We start from the raw sequence: 16977 nt of genomic DNA on the forward strand, positions 1-16977 counted from the left end.
TTAATCATTGGTTATCCCTATGCCGAAACTGCAAGTGTATTGGGTGCCCGATTGGCTGATATTCGCTGCACGCCGCGATTTGCCAACGGAGACAACAATGATCAGACCGCTACCCACATCGCCGAGCCTGCAAAAAGGTGCGCATTCAGCCGCGCAGGTATCGTCCCCCCGTAAAACCTTGGTCGCCTGCTCGTTGGGCAATGCGCTGGAAATGTACGACTTCACGATCTACAGCTTCTTCGCTGTACTGATCGGCAAGCACTTCTTCCCCTCTGACTCGGCCATGGCGTCTTTGTTGATGTCGCTGGCCACCTTTGGCGTCGGTTTCCTGATGCGCCCGGTCGGGGCGATGGTCATCGGCCGCTATGCTGACCGGCATGGACGCAAGGCCGCTTTGAGCCTGACCATCGGGCTGATGACCCTGGGCACCGCAATGATTGCCTTTGCGCCCACGTATTCACAGATCGGGATTTTCGCCACTTTGCTGCTGGTGACCGGCCGGCTCATCCAGGGCATGTCGGCAGGCGGGGAGGTCGGTACTGCGTCGGTGTTCCTGATGGAATCCAGTGCAGTCGGCAATCGCTGCCAGAGCGTCAGCTGGCAGGCCGCCAGCCAAGGCTATGCCGCCTTGGTAGGGGCCGGCTTTGGCCTGGCCCTCAGCCAGTTGCTCGACCCCACGGCGCTGGAAAGCTGGGGATGGCGCATACCGTTCATCTTCGGCCTGCTGATCGGGCCGGTCGGTTGGTACATACGCACGCGGTTGCCGGAAACCCATGAGGCCGCACCGGCGCAGAAGGCAGAGCAGGGGCTGGATGCCGAACTGCTCAAACGCATCGCCCAAGGCATCGGCCTGATGGCCAGCTCGACCATTGGCATGTACCTGTTCGTGTTCTACATGCCGACCTACCTGACCACCGCCTTGCATTACCCACCCGGCAGCGCGATGGCGATTGCCTGCATCAGTAGCGGTTGCATGGCCGTCATCTGCCCGTTGGCCGGCAAATTCGCCGACAAGTATCAGCTCAGAAAACGCCTGCTGGTGTGGACGGTCGCCGCGCCGGTGGTGTTGACCCTGCCCGTGTTCTATCTGCTTGGGCACGTGCAGCACATGGGCCTGGCCATGATGGGCGTGGCGATCCTGATCTTGCCGACCTGTATCGGTGCCGGTGCGTTCTTCGCGCTGATCATGGAGGGCTTCCCGAAGGCCAGGCGCTCGTTCGGCACCTCGGTCAGCTACAGCCTGGGTGTGACCCTGTTCGGTGGTTTTTCGCCGTTGGTGGCCACCTGGCTGATTGCAGCGCTGGGCACGCCGTTGGCGCCAGCTTACTTCTTGCTGGCCGGCGGCATCGTCAGCCTGGCCTGCCTCAGGTACTTCCCCGAAAACAAAGGATGCGAGTGATATGGGTATTTTGCAGAGCAATCAAACACGGGGCTCAGCTGCCGAGCTGGATGAGTTCGTCATGCTGCGCCGGCAGATCCACGCTGCGCCGGAAATTGGCGGCGACACCCCCGATACAGCGGCCCTGGTAGCCGACAAGCTGCAAGCGTTGGGCTATGAAGTGCATCGCAATGTAGGTGGGCATGGTGTGGTCGGCGTGCTGAAAGTGGGGGACAGCCCGCGCAGCATCGGTTTGCGTGCAGACATGGACGCACTGCCGATGGGCGAAAAGAATGCGTTTGCGCATGCCAGCAAGCTCCCCGGCCGCATGCATGCCTGTGGCCATGACGGGCATACCGCGATCCTGCTGGCAGCCGCTGCGCAACTGGCGGCTACGCGCCAGTTCAACGGGACGTTGAACGTGATATTCCAGCCCGACGAGGAAGGCCTGGCGGGGGCCAAGGCGATGATCGACGACGGCCTGTTCGAGCGCTTCCCGTGCGACTCGGTGTATGCGCTGCATAACATGCCCGGCCTGCCGGTGGGCACGTGCGTGGTGCAGGCGGGGCCCACCATGGCGTCTTCCGAACGTGTCAGCATTCGGATTACCGGCAAAGGTGGGCATGGTGCGATGCCGGAACTGTCGGTAGACCCGGTGATGGCGTTGAACAGCCTGATCAGTGGCATCCAGACCATCAAGTCGCGCAACCTGAGCGTCGAGGACTACGCCGTGATCAGCATCGGCATGATCCAGGCCGGTACCGTCTACAACATCATCCCTGACGAGGCCTGCATGTTGCTGAGCGTGCGCACCGACACGGCCCAGACCCAGCAGAAGATCAACAGCCGCATTGACGCCCTGGCCAAGGGGCACGCAGAAAGCTATGGCGTGGAGATCGAGGTGCAATTCACCCAACTGGCGCCCGCCTTGTGCAACAGCGATCACGAAAGCGCGTTGCTGCGTGACAGCCTGAGGCCGTTGTTCGCCGACGGCGCGTTGCTGGACAAGATGCCGAAGAAGGTCATGGGCACCGAAGACTTTGCCTACATGTTGCAGGCGCGGCCGGGCTGTTACTTCATGCTGGGCAATGGCACGGGCGAGTTCCATGGGTGCTCGGTGCATAACCCCCACTACGATTTCAATGATGCGTTGGTGAAAATTGGCGCTGATTGTTGGGTGAAGTGGGTTCAGGACTATCTGCGTTGACACTGCGTCATCTGCGTTGGAATGGTCTACGCTCTCAGCCGAAGCGCGTCGTGACAGGCTTCATCCCGTTATCGTCGCTCTGGCGATTCACACCGACGGACCAGGCTCGGTCCAAAGAGGGTGCTGCAATGGCGACTATCGACACCGAGAACCTTGCAAAGGGGCTGCAGCAGGTTGAAGCCTGCTGGCAGGCGTATACCTCGTCACAGCGGCTTGTCGAAGGCCTCGCGGGCAGCGACCGGAGCAGTGCCATTGAAACCGCCAACCGCGATTTCACCAGGTTTCAGAACCAGTGCCAGCTGTTTTATGCCGAAGTGCGCAAGAGGGCAGCGGATGCGGACAAGCTGGAGAGCGACATGGCACGGTATCCCCATTACTTTCAGTGACGCCCTGATTGAACGTCGCGCTGTGCCTGGGTTCTGACAAGCAAAGGGTACAGCGAGGACGCTTTCATGAGCATCGAACGCAACATTCCCGAGCTTGAAGCCTGGTACGCCCAGTACGACGACATCAGTTACCGGCGCGCGTCACCGGATGCCTACCACCATGAACTGCTTCGCACAGCCGAGGCCCTGCGCGACAACGGTGCCATCGACTGGGACGACTGGTTGGCGCTCAAGGCGCTGGCCGATGAGGCGCATATCCGCGCGCTGGAAGATGCCGTGCAGGCCCATGTGAGCGACCCGGACGCATGAAAGCGCTGAAGATTGCCACCTTCAACATCAATGGCATCCGCAGCCGTTTGCCGGCGCTGCTGGCCTGGCTGGAGCGGGAGCAGCCCGACATTGCCTGCCTGCAGGAGCTGAAGGCGGCCGATCAGCAGTTCCCTCGCGCGGAGCTGGAGGCAGCAGGCTATGGCAGCCTTCATCATGGGCAACCGTCATGGAACGGCGTGGCCATTCTGGTGCGGGGCACCGATCCGCTCGAGGTTCGCCGCGGCTTGCCCGGCCTGGAAGAGGACAGCCAGAGCCGCTATCTGGAAGCTGCGGCACACGGGGTGTTGGTCGCTTGCCTCTACCTGCCGAACGGAAACCCGCAGCCCGGGCCCAAGTTCGATTACAAGCTGCACTGGTTCGAATGCCTGATCCAGCATGCGCGCAGCCTCTATGGAAGTGGCCACCCCACGCTGCTGGCAGGGGATTTCAATGTCGTGCCCACCGACATGGACATCTATAACCCGCGTTCCTGGCTGAAGGACGCACTGCTGCAGCCTGAGTCGCGAGCGTGTTACCAACGACTGCTTGATCAGGGCTGGCTCGATGCCATACGCCATCTGTACCCGGACGAGCGTGTCTACACCTTCTGGGACTATTTCCGTAACCACTGGGCCCGCAATGCCGGGTTGCGAATCGATCACCTGTTGCTCAATCGCGAGCTTGCGCCTTATCTGAAACGGGCGGGTGTCGATGCATGGGTGCGCAACGAGGCCAAGGCCAGCGACCATGCGCCCGTCTGGATCGAGCTGGGTACGCGTCGTGCTCGGTCATAGTCAGTTCAGCACATGAACGAGCGCCGGGCTGAGGCGCTCCGACAGTAGCCGACTTCAGATTGCATTCAGATTCGGCCCCGATAATTCCCTCCGTCGCACCCAGGCGGGGAAATTTCATGACTCAGACTCATCAATGGCACAGTTTGCTTCCGTTACCCATCGGTAGCCATGCCGATCATCAGGCGCATCTTTCTCTTCACCTCAGCGGCGATCATGGGCGAGGCGAGCTGGAGCACTTCATACATGAGCGCTTTGCCTGCGTGCACCAGGCGGATGTGCAGCATTACCTGCCGGAACTGCTTGCCTTGCAGGGTAGCCACGGTCGCCTGATCGCGGCGGCGGGCATGCGACCGGCCAGCGAAGGGCCGCTCTTTCTTGAGCGGTACCTGGACGAGCCTCTGGAATCCGCTGTTTCACGGGTAACCGGTGCCTCACCGGATCGCAACTGCATGGTAGAAGTAGGCAACCTGGCCTCGCTCAGCGCCGGCAGCGCTCGAATAATGATCATTGCCGTGACGTGGTTGCTGGCCATGCGCGGTTTGGAGTGGGTCGCATTCACGGGCGCCGCGACACTGTTCAACAGTTTCCAGCGACTGGGGCTGGTGCCCACTGTTCTGGCCTCAGCGGATCCTGCGCGCTTGCAGGGCCAAGTGGACCAATGGGGGACCTACTACGACCAGCGACCCCAGGTATTTGCCGGCAACATAGGCTTTGGCTTCGATGCCCTGAAGCAGGCGGGCATGTTCGAGCGGCTTGGGTTTCCCATGCTAACCCTGGAGACCGGCCATGCGGCATGAACTGACTGCCTTTCAGGCACTGTTGCGCCAGCACGCGCTGGAACATCCTGACGCCGTGGCCGTCCAGGGCGATGCGCAGCGTTACACCTACCGGCAACTGCTCGACGAAGTCGAATCTCGGGCGGGCTGCCTGCGTAGCCAACCACCAGGAACCTTCGCCGTGGTGCTGGATAACGGGCCCGAGGCGCTATTCTGGGATTTGGCGGCGCTGTTCGCCGAACGCGCCAGTGTGACAGTGCCGTCGTTTTTCAGCGCGACCCAGTTCCAGCACTGCTTGCAGCAAAGCGGAGTCACGGCGGTCGTGTGCGAGGCGCAGTGGGCCGAACAGCTCGTTGCGCTTGGCTTTGCCCGGCAGGCGCCAGCTGGCGTGTGGCAGCGTGACAGTTTTGTCGCCCCGGCGCTGCCTGAGGGCACAGCCAAGATCACTTACACCTCCGGTAGCACCGGCACGCCCAAAGGCGTGTGCCTGAGCGCTGAAACCCTGCTGCGTGTGGCGCATGAGCTGGAGGCCGCCAGCCGCCCAACCGAGCCGCAGCGATACCTGGCGGTACTGCCACTGGGTGTTCTGCTGGAAAACCTGGGCGTCTACGCCGCGCTCATGGCTGGCGCTTGTGTGCAGCTCTATCCGCAGCAGCAGTTGGGGATGGGAGGCGCAAGCCAGGTCGATTTCAAGCGCCTGCTGGGCGCAATCGCCCTCAGTGGTGCGCAGAGCCTGATCCTTGTGCCGCAACTGCTGATGGGGCTGGTGACAGCGATCGAACGCGGGCTGATGCGGGTCGGCCCTCTGCGTCTGGTGGCGGTAGGCGGCGCTCGGGTATCGCCAAGCCTGCTCGCGCGGGCCGAGGCGGTCGGTTTGCCGGTGTTCGAAGGTTACGGCTTGTCTGAGTGCGCCTCGGTAGTGGCGCTCAACCGCACAGGGGCTGTGCGCCCTGGGAGCGTCGGCAAGCCATTGCCGCATGTGCAGGTGCGCATTGCCGACGATGGCGAAGTTTTGGTGGCCGGCTCGATATTGCTGGGCTACCTGGGAGAGCCGCCGGTAACCGGGCAGTGGTGGGCAACAGGCGATGTAGGGCACCTCGATGAGGAGGGCTACCTCTACCTGGATGGCCGCAAGAAGCATCAGTTCATCACCAGCTTCGGGCGCAACGTCAACCCGGAGTGGGTAGAAGCCGAGCTGAGCCAAAGTGGCGTGATCGCCCAGGCTTTCGTGCATGGCGAGGCCTTGCCACGCAACCTTGCCTTGCTCTGGCCGCTGGATCCCGGCATCAGCGACGAGGCCATCGAACAGGCCGTACAGCAATGCAACGCGCGATTGCCCGATTACGCCAGGGTGCACGCCTGGCGCCGCTTGCCAGTGCCTCTGAGCACGCTTGACGAAACCCTGACTGCCAATGGCCGCCCGCGACGTGAGGCGATCTTGCAGCGTTACCACACCCTATTGTCCGACATCTCGTTGTGAGGTTCACAATGTCCTTTTTCGACACCCTGCAAGTACAAACCGCCCAAGAGCGTCAGGCGCTGTTCGCCGTACCGGTGATCCGCGAAGCGCTGGCCGGCCAGGTCAGCCTGGACAGCTACGTCGCCTTCCTGACCCAGGCCTATTACCACGTGCGCCATACCGTGCCGCTGATGATGGCCTGTGGGGCTCGATTGCCGCTGCGGCTGGAGTGGCTGCGCGGCGCGGTCTGCGAATACATTGAAGAGGAATACGGCCACGAGCAGTGGATCCTCAACGACATCAAAGCGTGCGGCGGTGACTGGGAGGCCGTGCGCGATGGCCAGCCGGTGCAATCCATCGAGCTGATGGTCGCCTACCTGTACGACCTGATCGCCCGTGGCAACCCAGTCGGGTTGTTCGGCATGGTCAACGTGCTCGAAGGCACCAGCATTGCCCTGGCCACCCAGGCGGCGGGCGTTATCCAGAACACATTGGCACTGCCAGACCAGGCGTTCAGCTACCTCAGCTCGCACGGTGCGCTCGACCAGGAGCACATGGTGACCTACAAACAGTTGATGGACCGCCTCGACGATGCCGGTGACCAGCAGGCCGTCCTCCACGCGGCCAAGGTCGTCTACCGCTTGTACACCGAGATGTTCCAGGGCTTGCCGCGTGCCGGGCAGCAAGAGGTGCACCATGCGTTTGGCTGAGTCCGTGGTAATCCTCACCGGCGCCAGTGGGGGCATAGGCCTGGAATTGGCTGAACAGCTCTGCGCTGCCGGTGCCCAGGTGTTGGCCGTCAGTCGGCATATGGGCAAGCTGGCTGGCCTGATGAACCGGTACCCTGATCGTCTGCGCTGGCAGGAGGCCGACCTGCGCAGCCCGTCAGGGCGCGAACATGTCATCGAGCGGGCACGCGAGATGGGGGCTGTCAATGTGCTGATCAACGCGGCTGGCGTGAATCGCTTCGCTCTGCTCGACCAGCTGGATGAGTATGCGCTGGACGAGCTATTGGACATCAACCTGAAGGCACCCTTGCAACTGACCCGGGCCTGCCTGCCGTTGCTGCGTGCTCAGCCCAAGGCGTTGGTGGTCAATGTCGGGTCGACCTATGGCTCGATCGGCTACCCCGGCTACGCCACCTACTGCGCCAGCAAGTTTGCGCTGCGTGGTTTTTCGGAAGCGCTGCGCCGCGAGTTGGCCGACACCACGGTGAACGTGCTGTATGCCGCCCCCCGGGCGACCCGCACAACGATGAACAGCAGTGCTGCGACTGCGCTCAATCAAGCGCTGAAAGTTGGCATGGACGACCCTGCGGACGTCGCCCGTGCTGTGCTCGAGGCGGTGCAATCCGAGCGCACCGAGCTTTATCTGGGGTGGCCGGAAAAGCTCTTCGTGCGTATCAACGGGATGTTGCCGGGCATAGTCGATCGCGCACTGCGCAAGCAACTGCCAGTCATTCGCCGCTATATCGGCAGCCATTCCAAGGAGTCGAACAAATGAAGCGTCTGTTCATTGCCAGCTTGCTGGCATTTGCACCCTTCACCTGGGCATTGGACCAGGCAGGCAGCCAGCGCCTGAGTGATCTGCAGCAGCGCTGGGCGCAGATTCAGTACCAAATGCCCAAGGACACGCGTGCCGACGCCTTCGAAAAGCTGGCAGGCGATGCAGCAACGTTTGTTCATCAGTATCCGGGCACACCTGAACCCTTGATCTGGGAGGGCATCATCAACAGCAGTTGGGCGGGGGCGACGGGTGGCCTCGGTGCACTGGGCAAGGTCAAGGCGGCGAAAGCCAGCCTGGAGCAGGCCATGAAGCTGGACCCCAACGCCCTGCAAGGTTCGGCCTACACCAGCCTGGGCACGCTGTATGATCAGGTGCCCGGCTGGCCTATCGGTTTCGGTGATGCCGAAATGGCCGACAAGATGCTGCGCAAAGCCTTGCAGATCAACCCCAACGGTATCGACAGCAACTATTTCTGGGCTGATCATCTGTATCGGCAAAAGCGCTACCCTGAAGCTACCGCAGCCCTGCAGAAAGCCTTGCAGGCACCGCCCCGGCCGGGGCGTGAGTTGGCTGACCAGGGCCGGCGTGCCGATATCGATGCTTTACTCAAGGCCATCAAGGACAAACAGGACTGAACATGCGGCTGTTGCTGGTTGAGGATGACATTGCACTGGGGGAAGGGATCTGCGACGGCTTGCGCCAGGAGGGGTACACCCTCGACTGGTTGCGGGACGGTGTCAGTGGCTTGCATGCGCTGCAACACGAGACCTTCGACCTGCTGATCCTGGATCTTGGATTGCCCCGTATGGATGGCCTCGAGCTACTCAGGCGATTACGCGCCGGCGGCGACAGCTTGCCGGTGCTGATCCTCACCGCGCGGGATGCCCTTGATGATCGCATTGCCGGCCTGGATGCCGGCGCCGATGATTATCTGGTCAAGCCTTTCGACCTCAACGAGCTCAAGGCGCGCTTGCGCGCCTTGCTGCGGCGCAGCGTCGGGCGCGCCAAGGTACTGATCGAGCATGCAGGGGTCAGCCTGGACCCGACCACCCAACAAGTGCATTACAACGGCGTCGAAGTTGTGCTCACCCCCAAAGAGTATGTGCTGTTGCATGAGTTGCTGGCACATCCCGGCAAGGTATTCACACGTGAGCGCCTCACTCAACTGCTGTATGGCTGGGATGAAGAACCGGAGAGCAACACGCTGGAGGTGAACATCTACCACCTGCGCAAGAAGCTGTTCAACGGCCTGATTCGCACGGTGCGCGGCATTGGCTATCTGGTCGAGGTCAAGGCATGAGCTCGCTACGCCAGCGTACGCTGTGGCGCGTGATGCTCTTGCTGCTACTGGGCACCGGCCTGCTTGCGCTCTACAACTACCATGACAGCAGCCACGAAATTAACGAGGTGTATGACGCGCACCTGGCCCAGAACGCGCGTTTGCTGCAAGGTGTAATGAGCATGCCGGTACAAGAGGGCTCGCGTGAGGCGCTGTATCAGGCCTTCAACGATGCCTTGGGCAAAGCGGGGCGGCACCAGGTGGGCCACCCTTACGAAAGCAAGCTGGCATTCCAGGTCTGGGGTGAAGGCATGGCGTTGCTGGTGCATACACCCAGTGCGCCGCCCATTGACCCACCACCCACTGCTCCAGGGTTCTACGACTTTTCCAGTGGCGGTGAACAATGGCGCGGTTTCGTTTTGCCGGTGCCGGAAAAGCACTGGCTTATCTGGGTGGGTGAGCGTGATGATGTGCGCTACGACCTGATCGACCGCATCGTTCGCCACACGCTGTTCCCGTTCCTGCTTGGCAGCCTGGCGTTGGCACTGCTGGTGTGGGCTGCGATCGGCTGGGGGCTACGGCCACTGCAGAACATGGCCAATGTCATCCGCAGGCGCCATGCCGATTCGCTGGAGCCGCTGCAACTGGTACCGCTTCCCACTGAACTGGAGCCCATGCAGGCGGCCATCAATCGCTTGCTGGCGCAGATCGACGATCTGCTGCGGCGTGAGCATCGCTTCATTGCCGATGCTGCCCACGAAATGCGTACGCCTCTGGCCGTACTGCGGCTGCACGCGCAGAACGCGCTGGCCGCCAGCAATGATGCCGAGCGCGAGAAAGCCCTGGGCTTTCTTGTGGGTGGGGTCGATCGGCTGACACGGGTGGTCAACCAGTTGCTGACATTGGCCCGCGTTGAGCCAAAACTGGGGCAGCGAGCCAGCGCCCGTATCGACCTGGCCGAGGTCGTCACCGAAACCCTGGCTGAATTGACCCCATGGATACTGGACCGTGGCCTGGAACCCTCGCTGGACATAGGCGAAGGGGGCCTTCATCTGCAGGTCGACGCTGGCGCGCTGGGCATTGCGCTACAAAATCTTGTGTCCAACGCGGTAGAACATTCACCGCCTGGGGGGCGCATAGCCGTGTCACTGAGGCGCCTGGCCAGCCGTATCGAACTGGTCGTCGAGGATGAAGGGACGGGTATCGACGAGGAGAGCCTATCCCGTGTATTCGAACGCTTCTATAGCCGAAATAGCCCAAATGGTGCTGGCCTCGGGCTCTCCATCGTCGCGACCATCATCGACCGTATGGGGGGGCAGGTACGCCTTGAAAACAGAGCGGGTGGCGGGCTGGCCGCTACCCTGTCGTTTCCACTGTCTTGAATCACGTTTGCGTCAGATGGATCGCTGATTGACCCGCTCAGACAGCTGCTCGGCGCTTTCCTTGCGCTCCGAATAGCGATCCACCAGGAATGCCTGGCGGTCGCGCAGCAGCACGGTGAACTTCACCAGCTCCTCCATGACATCAACCACGCGATCGTAGTACGGCGATGGCTTCATCCGCCCGGTGTCGTCGAACTCCAGATAAGCCTTGGGTACCGAAGACTGGTTCGGGATGGTGAACATCCGCATCCAGCGGCCCAGCACACGCAACTGGTTGACCACGTTGAACGACTGCGATCCGCCGCACACCTGCATCACGGCCAGGGTCTTGCCTTGGGTGGGGCGCAATGCCCCCAGCGCCAACGGAATCCAGTCGATCTGTGCCTTGAACACCGCAGACATCGCCCCATGGCGCTCCGGCGAGCACCACACCTGGCCTTCTGACCATTGCACCAGTTCTCGCAGCTCCTGCACCTTGGGATGCTCCACGGGGACATCGTCAGGCAGCGGCAGGCCCGACGGGTCGAAGGTGCGGGTTTCGGCACCGAAGTGCTCCAGGAGGCGCGCGGCTTCTTCTACCAGCAAGCGACTGAAGGCGCGTTCTCGGGTGGACCCGTACAGCAGCAGGATGCGTGGTTTGTGTTCGCTGGTCGGGGTTGCCGAAGGCGGCAGGTCGAACAGCGTGAGGTCGAGGTTAGGCAGTTGCTCGGACATGATTTCTTCCTGTTCAAAGCGAGCCGATGCGATCCAGCGCGTGCTTGAGCTGCTCGCGGTCGAGTTGATCGAACGGCAGTGTGAAGAAGGCCTGGCAGCGAGATTCGATGCGGGCCAGTGTGGCCCGGAAAGCCGCATCGACCGAAGCTTCGTCACCCACGACATCGGACGGGTCTTCCAGCCCCCAATGCGACTTCAGCGCAGGGCCGAAATACACCGGGCAGGCTTCGCCCGCGGCCTTGTCGCAGACGGTGATGACGATGTCGGGTGGGTTGCCCTCGAACGCATCGTTGCCTTTGCTGCTCAGGCCCTGGGTCGAAATATTGGCCTGCTGCAACGTGCTCAGGCTGCGTGGCAACACCTGGCCCTTGGGGAAACTGCCAGCGCTGACTGCCTCGAAACCGGGCGGTGCCAGGTGGTTGAACATTGCTTCGGACAGGATGCTGCGGCAGCTGTTGGCCGTGCACATGAACAGGACTCGCATGGAGGGCTCCTCCGCTGGGGGGCGAATGTCAGAGGCTCAGGCGCATTGCCAGAGCAGAAAGGGTGATCAGCAAAACCGGTACGGTGAGCAGCAGGCCGACCTTGAAGTAGTAACCCCAGGTGATGCGCATGCCTTTACGCGCCAGCACATGCAGCCAAAGCAGTGTGGCGAGGCTGCCAATCGGGGTGATCTTCGGGCCGAGGTCGCAGCCGATGACGTTGGCGTAGATCATCGCCTCACGTACCACGCCCTCTGCGCCGCTGGCCTGGATCGACAAGGCGCCGATCAGCACGCTGGGCATGTTGTTCATGACTGAGGACAGCAGCGCGGAGATCAACCCGGTGCCAATGGCCGCGCTCCACAGGCCCTGCTCGGCAAGCCTGTCCAGCAGGTGGGTGAGCATGTCCGTGAGGCCGGCGTTCTTCAGGCCGTACACCACCAGATACATGCCCAGCGAAAATATCACCACCTGCCACGGCGCTTCCCGCAGCACGCGACGGGTTGAGATGCGGTGACCGCGAGCGGCCACGGCAAAGAGGATTGCGGCACAGACGGCGGCCACCGCACTGATCGGGATGCCCAGAGGTTCCAGTACGAACAGGCCTGCAAGCAACACCAGCAGCACCCACCCACCGACTTTGAAGGTGGCGTGGTCATGAATTGCCTCGCTTGGCGCCTTCAGCGCATCGAGCGCGTACTGCCTGGGGATATCACGACGGAAGTACAGAAACAGCACCAGCAGGGTGGCCGCCACGCTGGCGATATTCACCGGCACCATCACCGATGCGTATTCGGCGAAGCCCAGGCCGAAGTAGTCGGCCGAGACGATGTTGACCAGGTTGGAGACCACCAGCGGCAGGCTGGCCGTGTCGGCAATAAAGCCTGCTGCCATGACAAAGGCCAGTGTCGCTGCAGGTGAGAAGCGCAGCGCGAGCAGCATCGACATGACGATGGGGGTGAGGATCAGCGCCGCACCGTCGTTGGCGAACAGCGCCGATACAGCGGCGCCGAGCAGTACGCAGAAGGCGAACAGGCGGTGGCCGCTGCCGTTTGCCCAGCGCGCCACATGCAATGCGGCCCATTCGAAGAAACCCGCCTCATCCAGCAGCAAGCTGATGATGATGACCGCGATGAACGTGGCGGTGGCGTTCCAGACTATGGCCCATACGGCAGGGATGTCATGCAGTGAAACGGCGCCTGTAGCCAGGGCGATGATGGCGCCTAGCGCGGCGCTCCAGCCAACACCGAGCCCCTTGGGCTGCCAGATGACCAGTATGAGGGTGAAGACGAAGACAGCAATGGCGGGCAGCATGAAAATCTCGCTTGGTGATGATCAGCAGCAGACGGAATCACGCACGGGGCGACCGTCCATGTTCTTCAGCCGAAGGGCATTGTCAGCCAGCCATTGCGAATTGGCGTGCAAGGTGACCTGAAGCATTTCGTGAACCCAGGAAGGCAGTTCCGGATTCAGGCGGTAATACACCCATTGGCCCTGACGGCGGTCCAGCAGCATGCCAGTGCTGCGCAGTTGTGCCAGATGGCGACTGATCTTGGGTTGGCTGTCGTCCAGCGCGCACATCAGTTCGCAGACGCACAGTTCGCCCAGGCTGGCGATAAGCAGCGTGGCGCGAGCGCGGGTTTCGTCAGAGAGGCTCTTGAAGACATCGGGCGGTGTGATCATGGGGGTGCCTGTACATGCGGAAAGCCGAATATACGTATTTCCATATGTTCGGGCAAGCATTCCTGGGCTTGTGCGCTTGCAGCTCACCATGGCCACGCCCTTCGGTCGACAAAAGCAGGGTTTTGGCAGGCTTCAGACGCTGATGGCACTGCAGGGTGTATAGTGCCTGCTCGGGTGACTGTCGTTCAGTGGCTCATAACCGAGAGGCCAACATGTCCCAGACGTACCCCAGCGCGGCCCAAAAAGCCCATGTGCGCATCTGCGAGCAGGTCGAAGCTTTCCTTCAGCATGGCGGCCGCATTCAGCAGGTAGCGATCGGTGTCACCGGCTACGCTGATGGTGTCTCCAGGGCGCAGTGGAAAAAAGAGCGAACGGCCAAGCCTTGAGGATGCCGGCAGTGTTTATCTGCCAGTAGGGGCCACACCATCAGAGCGCCGCGCGCGCTTGCTTGCCAGGGGCTCTCCCGTGGACGAAGAACCAAGCGATTTTTCGGTAGCCGTGTGCATCGGTATTTCCGAACAGCAAGTCACGTTGTACCGCCGTGAAACGTTCCATTTAGGTGATGGTTCATGGCTTGTGCATTTCGCGTTCTCCATGCCCAAAGAGCTGCGTCAGCAACTGACCGGCAGCTTCACATTGTTGTTGAAAGCCCCGCGAGCGTTCGGTGACGCTCGTTGGACCGATGAAGCTTGAACAGCGTAGCGGGGTGCCTGCGCGTCTTCACTGCTGAACCCTGGGTGGTCGCGCAGAGCTCTTCCAGCAGTTTCTTGACCAACGCATGGTCTTGAATCAGCAAATCGATAGCATTCATGGTGTCACCTCGTCGCGGGCGAATGAACAATGGCTTGCATGGAATTGAGTGACAGTGGGCGGCAGGGTTCAACGTCGATGATGGCTGGCAAAGCGCGCTTCGAGGTCACGGTGCGATTACGCGCTGCCAGAAGCCCCAAGGCCCGCGTATGCAGGCCTCGGCAGCACATTCAAAGGATAGGTTTGCCCCCCGTCACGGCGTAACGCGAACCCGAGATGTAGCTGGCTTCATCGGACCCCAGCAAGACATAGATTGGCGCCACCTCCACAGGTTGACCCGGCCGTCCCATCGGGTAACCGGAACCGAAGTTTCTCACCGCCTCATCAGGCATGGTGGCCGGGATCAGCGGGGTCCAGATCGGGCCGGGTGCGACGCTGTTGACGCGAATGCCCTGCTTGCCCAGCAATTGCGCAAGGCCTGCAGTGAAATTGGCAATGGCACCTTTGGTCGCGGCATAGGCCAACAGGCTGGGTGACGGGTCGTCCGAGTTGACCGAGCTGGTGTTGATGATCGAACCGCCTTTTGGTATCGAGGGCAAAGCGCGCTGGCAAATGCGGAAAATGGCGGTGATGTTGGTATCGAAGGTCTTCACCCATTCATCGTCGTCAATCTCGTCCAGGCTTTCATGGGCCATCTGGAACGCGGCGTTGTTGACCAGGATATCGATGCGACCAAACTGCGCCACGGTCTTATCGACGATGTCATGGCAGTGCTGTTTCTGTGCCAGGTCGCCGGGCAGCAGCAGGCACTGGCGGCCCGCCGCTTTGACCCAGCGCGCGGTTTCCTGCGCATCGTCGTGTTCATTCAGATAGCCAATGGCAACGTCAGCGCCTTCTCGGGCATAGGCAATCGCCACCGCACGCCCGATGCCGCTGTCAGCACCGGTTATCAAGGCGATCTTGCCTGCGAGGCGATTGTTGCCGGTGTAGCTCTGCTCACCGCAGTCCGGATAAGGATCCATCCTGCGCTGGGAACCGGGAACGCTTTGCGGTTGGGAAGGGAATGGAGGGGTAGGGTAGTCGCTCATGCTGGAAGCTCCTGCAGGTTTGGAACGCTCATTCCCGTTCGAAAGGCGCGCCAGGCCAGTGTTGAAGTGGATCTTCGTGCTGAGCGACGAGCGGTTGATGCACCCATTCCCAGTGAATTTTTACCCACCGCCTAGCTCTACCGCTGACGGGGCTTGCTGGCATGGGTGAGGCCCACGTTATCAAGGAGTCTGCGGTGCCTCGAATCATCACGCCTTCCACGCCGGAACATGAGATCGATCAGACGAACGAGAGGATGTTCGGTACGCCCAAGGAGAGGCTGGATTTCTATCGACGCGAAATTCAGTATGAGACCACCATCCTGGCCAACCGTACCGACGCTTATCTTGCGGCCCAGTCGTTCCTGGTGATCGCCTACGTGTCATCGATGGGTAACCTGAACCAAAGCTGGGGCGAGATGTTCACCTTGATGGTCCCGGCTTTTCTCGCATTGCTCGGCGTGCTCAGTACACTGAATGCCTGGCCTGGCATCCGCGCGGCCTTCCGGATTATCGAGCACTGGCAGATGAAGCAGAGCCACCTGCTGCGCAGCGAGCCGATGATGGGCCTGGCCTATGACGAGTCGCCGCTGTTCTGCGAGGCCGAAACCTCTCAGGCGGGGCACCGCAAATCGCTGCTGTTTTCCTTGCGCACGCCCTGGATTTTCCTGTGCTTCTGGGTGTTGCTGGGCGGCTATTCAGTTTTCATCCAGCTGGCGTGATCAGTGCGTGCTGGTCGGCACCATGGGCGACCAGCACGCGCTGAACAGAAGCAGGGTCAGTCTGCCAGTGCCTCGCTCAGGATATCGACCACCGCGCCGCTGTTTTCCAAGGCATCACGCGGGCCGGTCAGTTCCACCTGTTCAAAGCCATTGGTGACCAGAAAGGCACGCGATTGCCGTTCAATTGTGCACTCATCATTGTGCTCCTCGTACTGACAGGCCTCTCATAAGGGCCTGCAAACAGCAAGCAGAGTTCCTGCTCGATGCTTGGCGGTAGAGGGAAAACAGGCTAACGGTTGCGTACAGTCTCCAATGCAGGCGACCACACCGTATGACCGCAACGTGAACACGCCAGGTTGTCATGAGGCTCATGGTAGGCCGGGAAACCACAGCTCACGCAGCAATGCACCCCGGCGCCGGGCGGGGATGTGTACTCCGGGCGATGCTCGACCGGCAGCACTGACAGGCCTGGGCGTGTGTCTTGCTGATCGTAGAAATACAAACTGAGATCGCCATCGGTTTCCAGAAGGCCCAGTCGAACCTGGCCCAGGTGCTCGACACCTTGTTGGCGTAGCTCCATGAACAGCTCATTCGGTGAAATGTTCATGTGACGCAGCGAATGGATCTCGTACATGCCCTCTTTCACTACCGTGACCGGCAGCCCGTCGATCCAGGCCTCGCAGGTTCTGTTTCGCCTCATGAGGTAGACCGTTCCTCGGTAAAGCATGAACAGCGTGAGGAAAACCAAGGCCACCGGCAGCAGCGGTACATCTTCATAAAAGGTTACATCGCCGGCCGCTGAGCCCAGGGTGAGAATGACCACGAGCTCGAACCGGGACAGCTGTCTGATACCGCGCCGGCCACTGAATTTCAGAAAGAAGAATACGGCCAGGAAGGCCGCTGAAACACGCACAGCAACTTCCAGCAGAAAGGTAAAAGGAAAGTCGCCTATCAGCATCCGTTGCAGATCAAACGAAACCATTCGCTCCACCCTTCCTTCTGCCGTTGTCAGATAAAGGGTTGACCGTTCTCGCGCAGGGCTGGTTCATCGACTTGGCCTGGAGC

The 16977-nt window shown here is 61.2% G+C and carries 21 protein-coding genes and 2 pseudogenes; 15 read left to right on the plus strand and 8 right to left on the minus strand.

Features of this window, described 5'->3' with window-relative positions; all coding sequences use genetic code 11:
• Positions 1 to 97 precede the first annotated feature (97 nt).
• From LMH93_RS11365 to LMH93_RS11420, 12 genes are all read left to right on the plus strand, one after another.
• Positions 98 to 1399, plus strand: a complete 1302-nt coding sequence (locus LMH93_RS11365) for an MFS transporter (RefSeq protein ID WP_054888218.1) — start codon at positions 98 to 100, stop codon at positions 1397 to 1399.
• A gap of 1 nt (position 1400) precedes the next feature.
• Positions 1401 to 2585, plus strand: a complete 1185-nt coding sequence (locus tag LMH93_RS11370; protein ID WP_054888219.1) for a M20 aminoacylase family protein — start codon at positions 1401 to 1403, stop codon at positions 2583 to 2585.
• A gap of 128 nt (positions 2586 to 2713) precedes the next feature.
• Entirely contained in the window at positions 2714 to 2971 is a 258-nt protein-coding gene (locus LMH93_RS11375) for a hypothetical protein (RefSeq protein ID WP_003254043.1), read from the plus strand.
• A 66-nt stretch (positions 2972 to 3037) separates the two neighbouring features.
• Positions 3038 to 3280, plus strand: coding sequence for a hypothetical protein (locus LMH93_RS11380; protein ID WP_060538177.1), 243 nt, complete (start codon positions 3038 to 3040; stop codon positions 3278 to 3280).
• Positions 3277 to 4074 (plus strand): exodeoxyribonuclease III, encoded by a 798-nt coding sequence (gene xth / locus LMH93_RS11385; RefSeq protein WP_004576498.1) that lies wholly within the window; start codon positions 3277 to 3279, stop codon positions 4072 to 4074. Before LMH93_RS11380 ends, xth begins: the two co-directional genes overlap by 4 nt.
• 116 nt (positions 4075 to 4190) lie before the next feature.
• On the plus strand, positions 4191 to 4871 hold the full coding sequence (locus tag LMH93_RS11390; protein WP_033725924.1) for a thermostable hemolysin: 681 nt from the start codon (positions 4191 to 4193) through the stop codon (positions 4869 to 4871).
• Entirely contained in the window at positions 4861 to 6330 is a 1470-nt protein-coding gene (locus LMH93_RS11395; RefSeq protein WP_054888220.1) for an AMP-binding protein, read from the plus strand. Before LMH93_RS11390 ends, LMH93_RS11395 begins: the two co-directional genes overlap by 11 nt.
• Positions 6331 to 6338: 8 nt before the next feature.
• On the plus strand, positions 6339 to 7019 hold the full coding sequence (locus LMH93_RS11400) for a TenA family transcriptional regulator (protein WP_003254035.1): 681 nt from the start codon (positions 6339 to 6341) through the stop codon (positions 7017 to 7019).
• Positions 7006 to 7812, plus strand: coding sequence for an SDR family oxidoreductase (locus tag LMH93_RS11405; RefSeq protein ID WP_004576501.1), 807 nt, complete (start codon positions 7006 to 7008; stop codon positions 7810 to 7812). Before LMH93_RS11400 ends, LMH93_RS11405 begins: the two co-directional genes overlap by 14 nt.
• Complete coding sequence (locus tag LMH93_RS11410; protein ID WP_003254032.1) at positions 7809 to 8450, plus strand: hypothetical protein; 642 nt, start codon at positions 7809 to 7811, stop codon at positions 8448 to 8450. Before LMH93_RS11405 ends, LMH93_RS11410 begins: the two co-directional genes overlap by 4 nt.
• Positions 8451 to 8452: 2 nt before the next feature.
• On the plus strand, positions 8453 to 9115 hold the full coding sequence (locus tag LMH93_RS11415; protein ID WP_004576502.1) for a response regulator: 663 nt from the start codon (positions 8453 to 8455) through the stop codon (positions 9113 to 9115).
• Complete coding sequence (locus tag LMH93_RS11420) at positions 9112 to 10476, plus strand: sensor histidine kinase (protein WP_019751180.1); 1365 nt, start codon at positions 9112 to 9114, stop codon at positions 10474 to 10476. Before LMH93_RS11415 ends, LMH93_RS11420 begins: the two co-directional genes overlap by 4 nt.
• Positions 10477 to 10488: 12 nt before the next feature.
• On the opposite strand, the gene arsH is transcribed toward LMH93_RS11420, so the two are convergent.
• The 4 genes from arsH to LMH93_RS11440 are packed head-to-tail and all read right to left on the minus strand — an operon-like array spanning position 10489 to position 13355.
• Positions 10489 to 11190 (minus strand): arsenical resistance protein ArsH, encoded by a 702-nt coding sequence (gene arsH / locus LMH93_RS11425; protein ID WP_004576503.1) that lies wholly within the window; start codon positions 11188 to 11190, stop codon positions 10489 to 10491.
• Positions 11191 to 11203: 13 nt separating this feature from the next.
• Positions 11204 to 11674 (minus strand): arsenate reductase ArsC, encoded by a 471-nt coding sequence (locus tag LMH93_RS11430; RefSeq protein WP_108191610.1) that lies wholly within the window; start codon positions 11672 to 11674, stop codon positions 11204 to 11206.
• A 28-nt stretch (positions 11675 to 11702) separates the two neighbouring features.
• On the minus strand, positions 11703 to 12986 hold the full coding sequence (locus LMH93_RS11435) for an arsenic transporter (RefSeq protein ID WP_143999986.1): 1284 nt from the start codon (positions 12984 to 12986) through the stop codon (positions 11703 to 11705).
• A 21-nt stretch (positions 12987 to 13007) separates the two neighbouring features.
• Positions 13008 to 13355 (minus strand): metalloregulator ArsR/SmtB family transcription factor, encoded by a 348-nt coding sequence (locus LMH93_RS11440; RefSeq protein WP_003254021.1) that lies wholly within the window; start codon positions 13353 to 13355, stop codon positions 13008 to 13010.
• A gap of 212 nt (positions 13356 to 13567) precedes the next feature.
• Between LMH93_RS11440 and LMH93_RS11445 the strand changes: the two genes are divergently transcribed.
• Both LMH93_RS11445 and LMH93_RS11450 read left to right on the plus strand, forming a co-directional pair.
• Positions 13568 to 13741, plus strand: coding sequence for a hypothetical protein (locus LMH93_RS11445; protein WP_019751183.1), 174 nt, complete (start codon positions 13568 to 13570; stop codon positions 13739 to 13741).
• A 79-nt stretch (positions 13742 to 13820) separates the two neighbouring features.
• Positions 13821 to 14048 (plus strand): hypothetical protein, encoded by a 228-nt coding sequence (locus tag LMH93_RS11450; RefSeq protein ID WP_003254020.1) that lies wholly within the window; start codon positions 13821 to 13823, stop codon positions 14046 to 14048.
• 19 nt (positions 14049 to 14067) lie between these two features.
• On the opposite strand, the pseudogene LMH93_RS11455 reads toward LMH93_RS11450, so the two are convergent.
• Together LMH93_RS11455 and LMH93_RS11460 are read right to left on the minus strand one after the other, a co-directional pair.
• A pseudogene (locus LMH93_RS11455) lies at positions 14068 to 14166 on the minus strand (hemerythrin domain-containing protein); the annotation flags it as partial.
• Positions 14167 to 14335: 169 nt separating this feature from the next.
• The gene (locus LMH93_RS11460) at positions 14336 to 15193 is read right to left on the minus strand and encodes an SDR family oxidoreductase (protein WP_230065169.1); all 858 of its coding nucleotides are present in this window, start codon (positions 15191 to 15193) and stop codon (positions 14336 to 14338) included.
• 194 nt (positions 15194 to 15387) lie between these two features.
• On the opposite strand from LMH93_RS11460, the gene LMH93_RS11465 reads away from it, so the two are divergent.
• On the plus strand, positions 15388 to 15912 hold the full coding sequence (locus tag LMH93_RS11465; RefSeq protein WP_047602983.1) for a hypothetical protein: 525 nt from the start codon (positions 15388 to 15390) through the stop codon (positions 15910 to 15912).
• A 71-nt stretch (positions 15913 to 15983) separates the two neighbouring features.
• Here LMH93_RS11465 and LMH93_RS11470 read toward each other — a convergent pair.
• Together LMH93_RS11470 and LMH93_RS11475 are read right to left on the minus strand one after the other, a co-directional pair.
• Positions 15984 to 16108 (minus strand): annotated as a pseudogene (locus LMH93_RS11470) (protease); the annotation flags it as partial.
• A 93-nt stretch (positions 16109 to 16201) separates the two neighbouring features.
• Positions 16202 to 16894: a DUF421 domain-containing protein gene (locus tag LMH93_RS11475; RefSeq protein ID WP_230065170.1), complete on the minus strand. Its 693-nt coding sequence runs from the start codon at positions 16892 to 16894 to the stop codon at positions 16202 to 16204.
• Positions 16895 to 16977: the final 83 nt, after the last annotated feature.

The organism is Pseudomonas sp. CIP-10 (assembly GCF_020911845.1).
Lineage (GTDB): Bacteria > Pseudomonadota > Gammaproteobacteria > Pseudomonadales > Pseudomonadaceae > Aquipseudomonas > Aquipseudomonas alloputida.

Coding starts and splice junctions, on each gene's coding strand:
- LMH93_RS11365 (WP_054888218.1), top strand. CDS start 98: ATGATCAGACCGCTACCCACATCGCCGAGCCTGCAAAAAGGTGCGCAT.
- LMH93_RS11370 (WP_054888219.1), top strand. CDS start 1,401: ATGGGTATTTTGCAGAGCAATCAAACACGGGGCTCAGCTGCCGAGCTG.
- LMH93_RS11375 (WP_003254043.1), top strand. CDS start 2,714: ATGGCGACTATCGACACCGAGAACCTTGCAAAGGGGCTGCAGCAGGTT.
- LMH93_RS11380 (WP_060538177.1), top strand. CDS start 3,038: ATGAGCATCGAACGCAACATTCCCGAGCTTGAAGCCTGGTACGCCCAG.
- xth (WP_004576498.1), top strand. CDS start 3,277: ATGAAAGCGCTGAAGATTGCCACCTTCAACATCAATGGCATCCGCAGC.
- LMH93_RS11390 (WP_033725924.1), top strand. CDS start 4,191: ATGACTCAGACTCATCAATGGCACAGTTTGCTTCCGTTACCCATCGGT.
- LMH93_RS11395 (WP_054888220.1), top strand. CDS start 4,861: ATGCGGCATGAACTGACTGCCTTTCAGGCACTGTTGCGCCAGCACGCG.
- LMH93_RS11400 (WP_003254035.1), top strand. CDS start 6,339: ATGTCCTTTTTCGACACCCTGCAAGTACAAACCGCCCAAGAGCGTCAG.
- LMH93_RS11405 (WP_004576501.1), top strand. CDS start 7,006: ATGCGTTTGGCTGAGTCCGTGGTAATCCTCACCGGCGCCAGTGGGGGC.
- LMH93_RS11410 (WP_003254032.1), top strand. CDS start 7,809: ATGAAGCGTCTGTTCATTGCCAGCTTGCTGGCATTTGCACCCTTCACC.
- LMH93_RS11415 (WP_004576502.1), top strand. CDS start 8,453: ATGCGGCTGTTGCTGGTTGAGGATGACATTGCACTGGGGGAAGGGATC.
- LMH93_RS11420 (WP_019751180.1), top strand. CDS start 9,112: ATGAGCTCGCTACGCCAGCGTACGCTGTGGCGCGTGATGCTCTTGCTG.
- arsH (WP_004576503.1), bottom strand. CDS start 11,190: ATGTCCGAGCAACTGCCTAACCTCGACCTCACGCTGTTCGACCTGCCG.
- LMH93_RS11430 (WP_108191610.1), bottom strand. CDS start 11,674: ATGCGAGTCCTGTTCATGTGCACGGCCAACAGCTGCCGCAGCATCCTG.
- LMH93_RS11435 (WP_143999986.1), bottom strand. CDS start 12,986: ATGCTGCCCGCCATTGCTGTCTTCGTCTTCACCCTCATACTGGTCATC.
- LMH93_RS11440 (WP_003254021.1), bottom strand. CDS start 13,355: ATGATCACACCGCCCGATGTCTTCAAGAGCCTCTCTGACGAAACCCGC.
- LMH93_RS11445 (WP_019751183.1), top strand. CDS start 13,568: ATGTCCCAGACGTACCCCAGCGCGGCCCAAAAAGCCCATGTGCGCATC.
- LMH93_RS11460 (WP_230065169.1), bottom strand. CDS start 15,193: ATGAGCGACTACCCTACCCCTCCATTCCCTTCCCAACCGCAAAGCGTT.
- LMH93_RS11475 (WP_230065170.1), bottom strand. CDS start 16,894: ATGGTTTCGTTTGATCTGCAACGGATGCTGATAGGCGACTTTCCTTTT.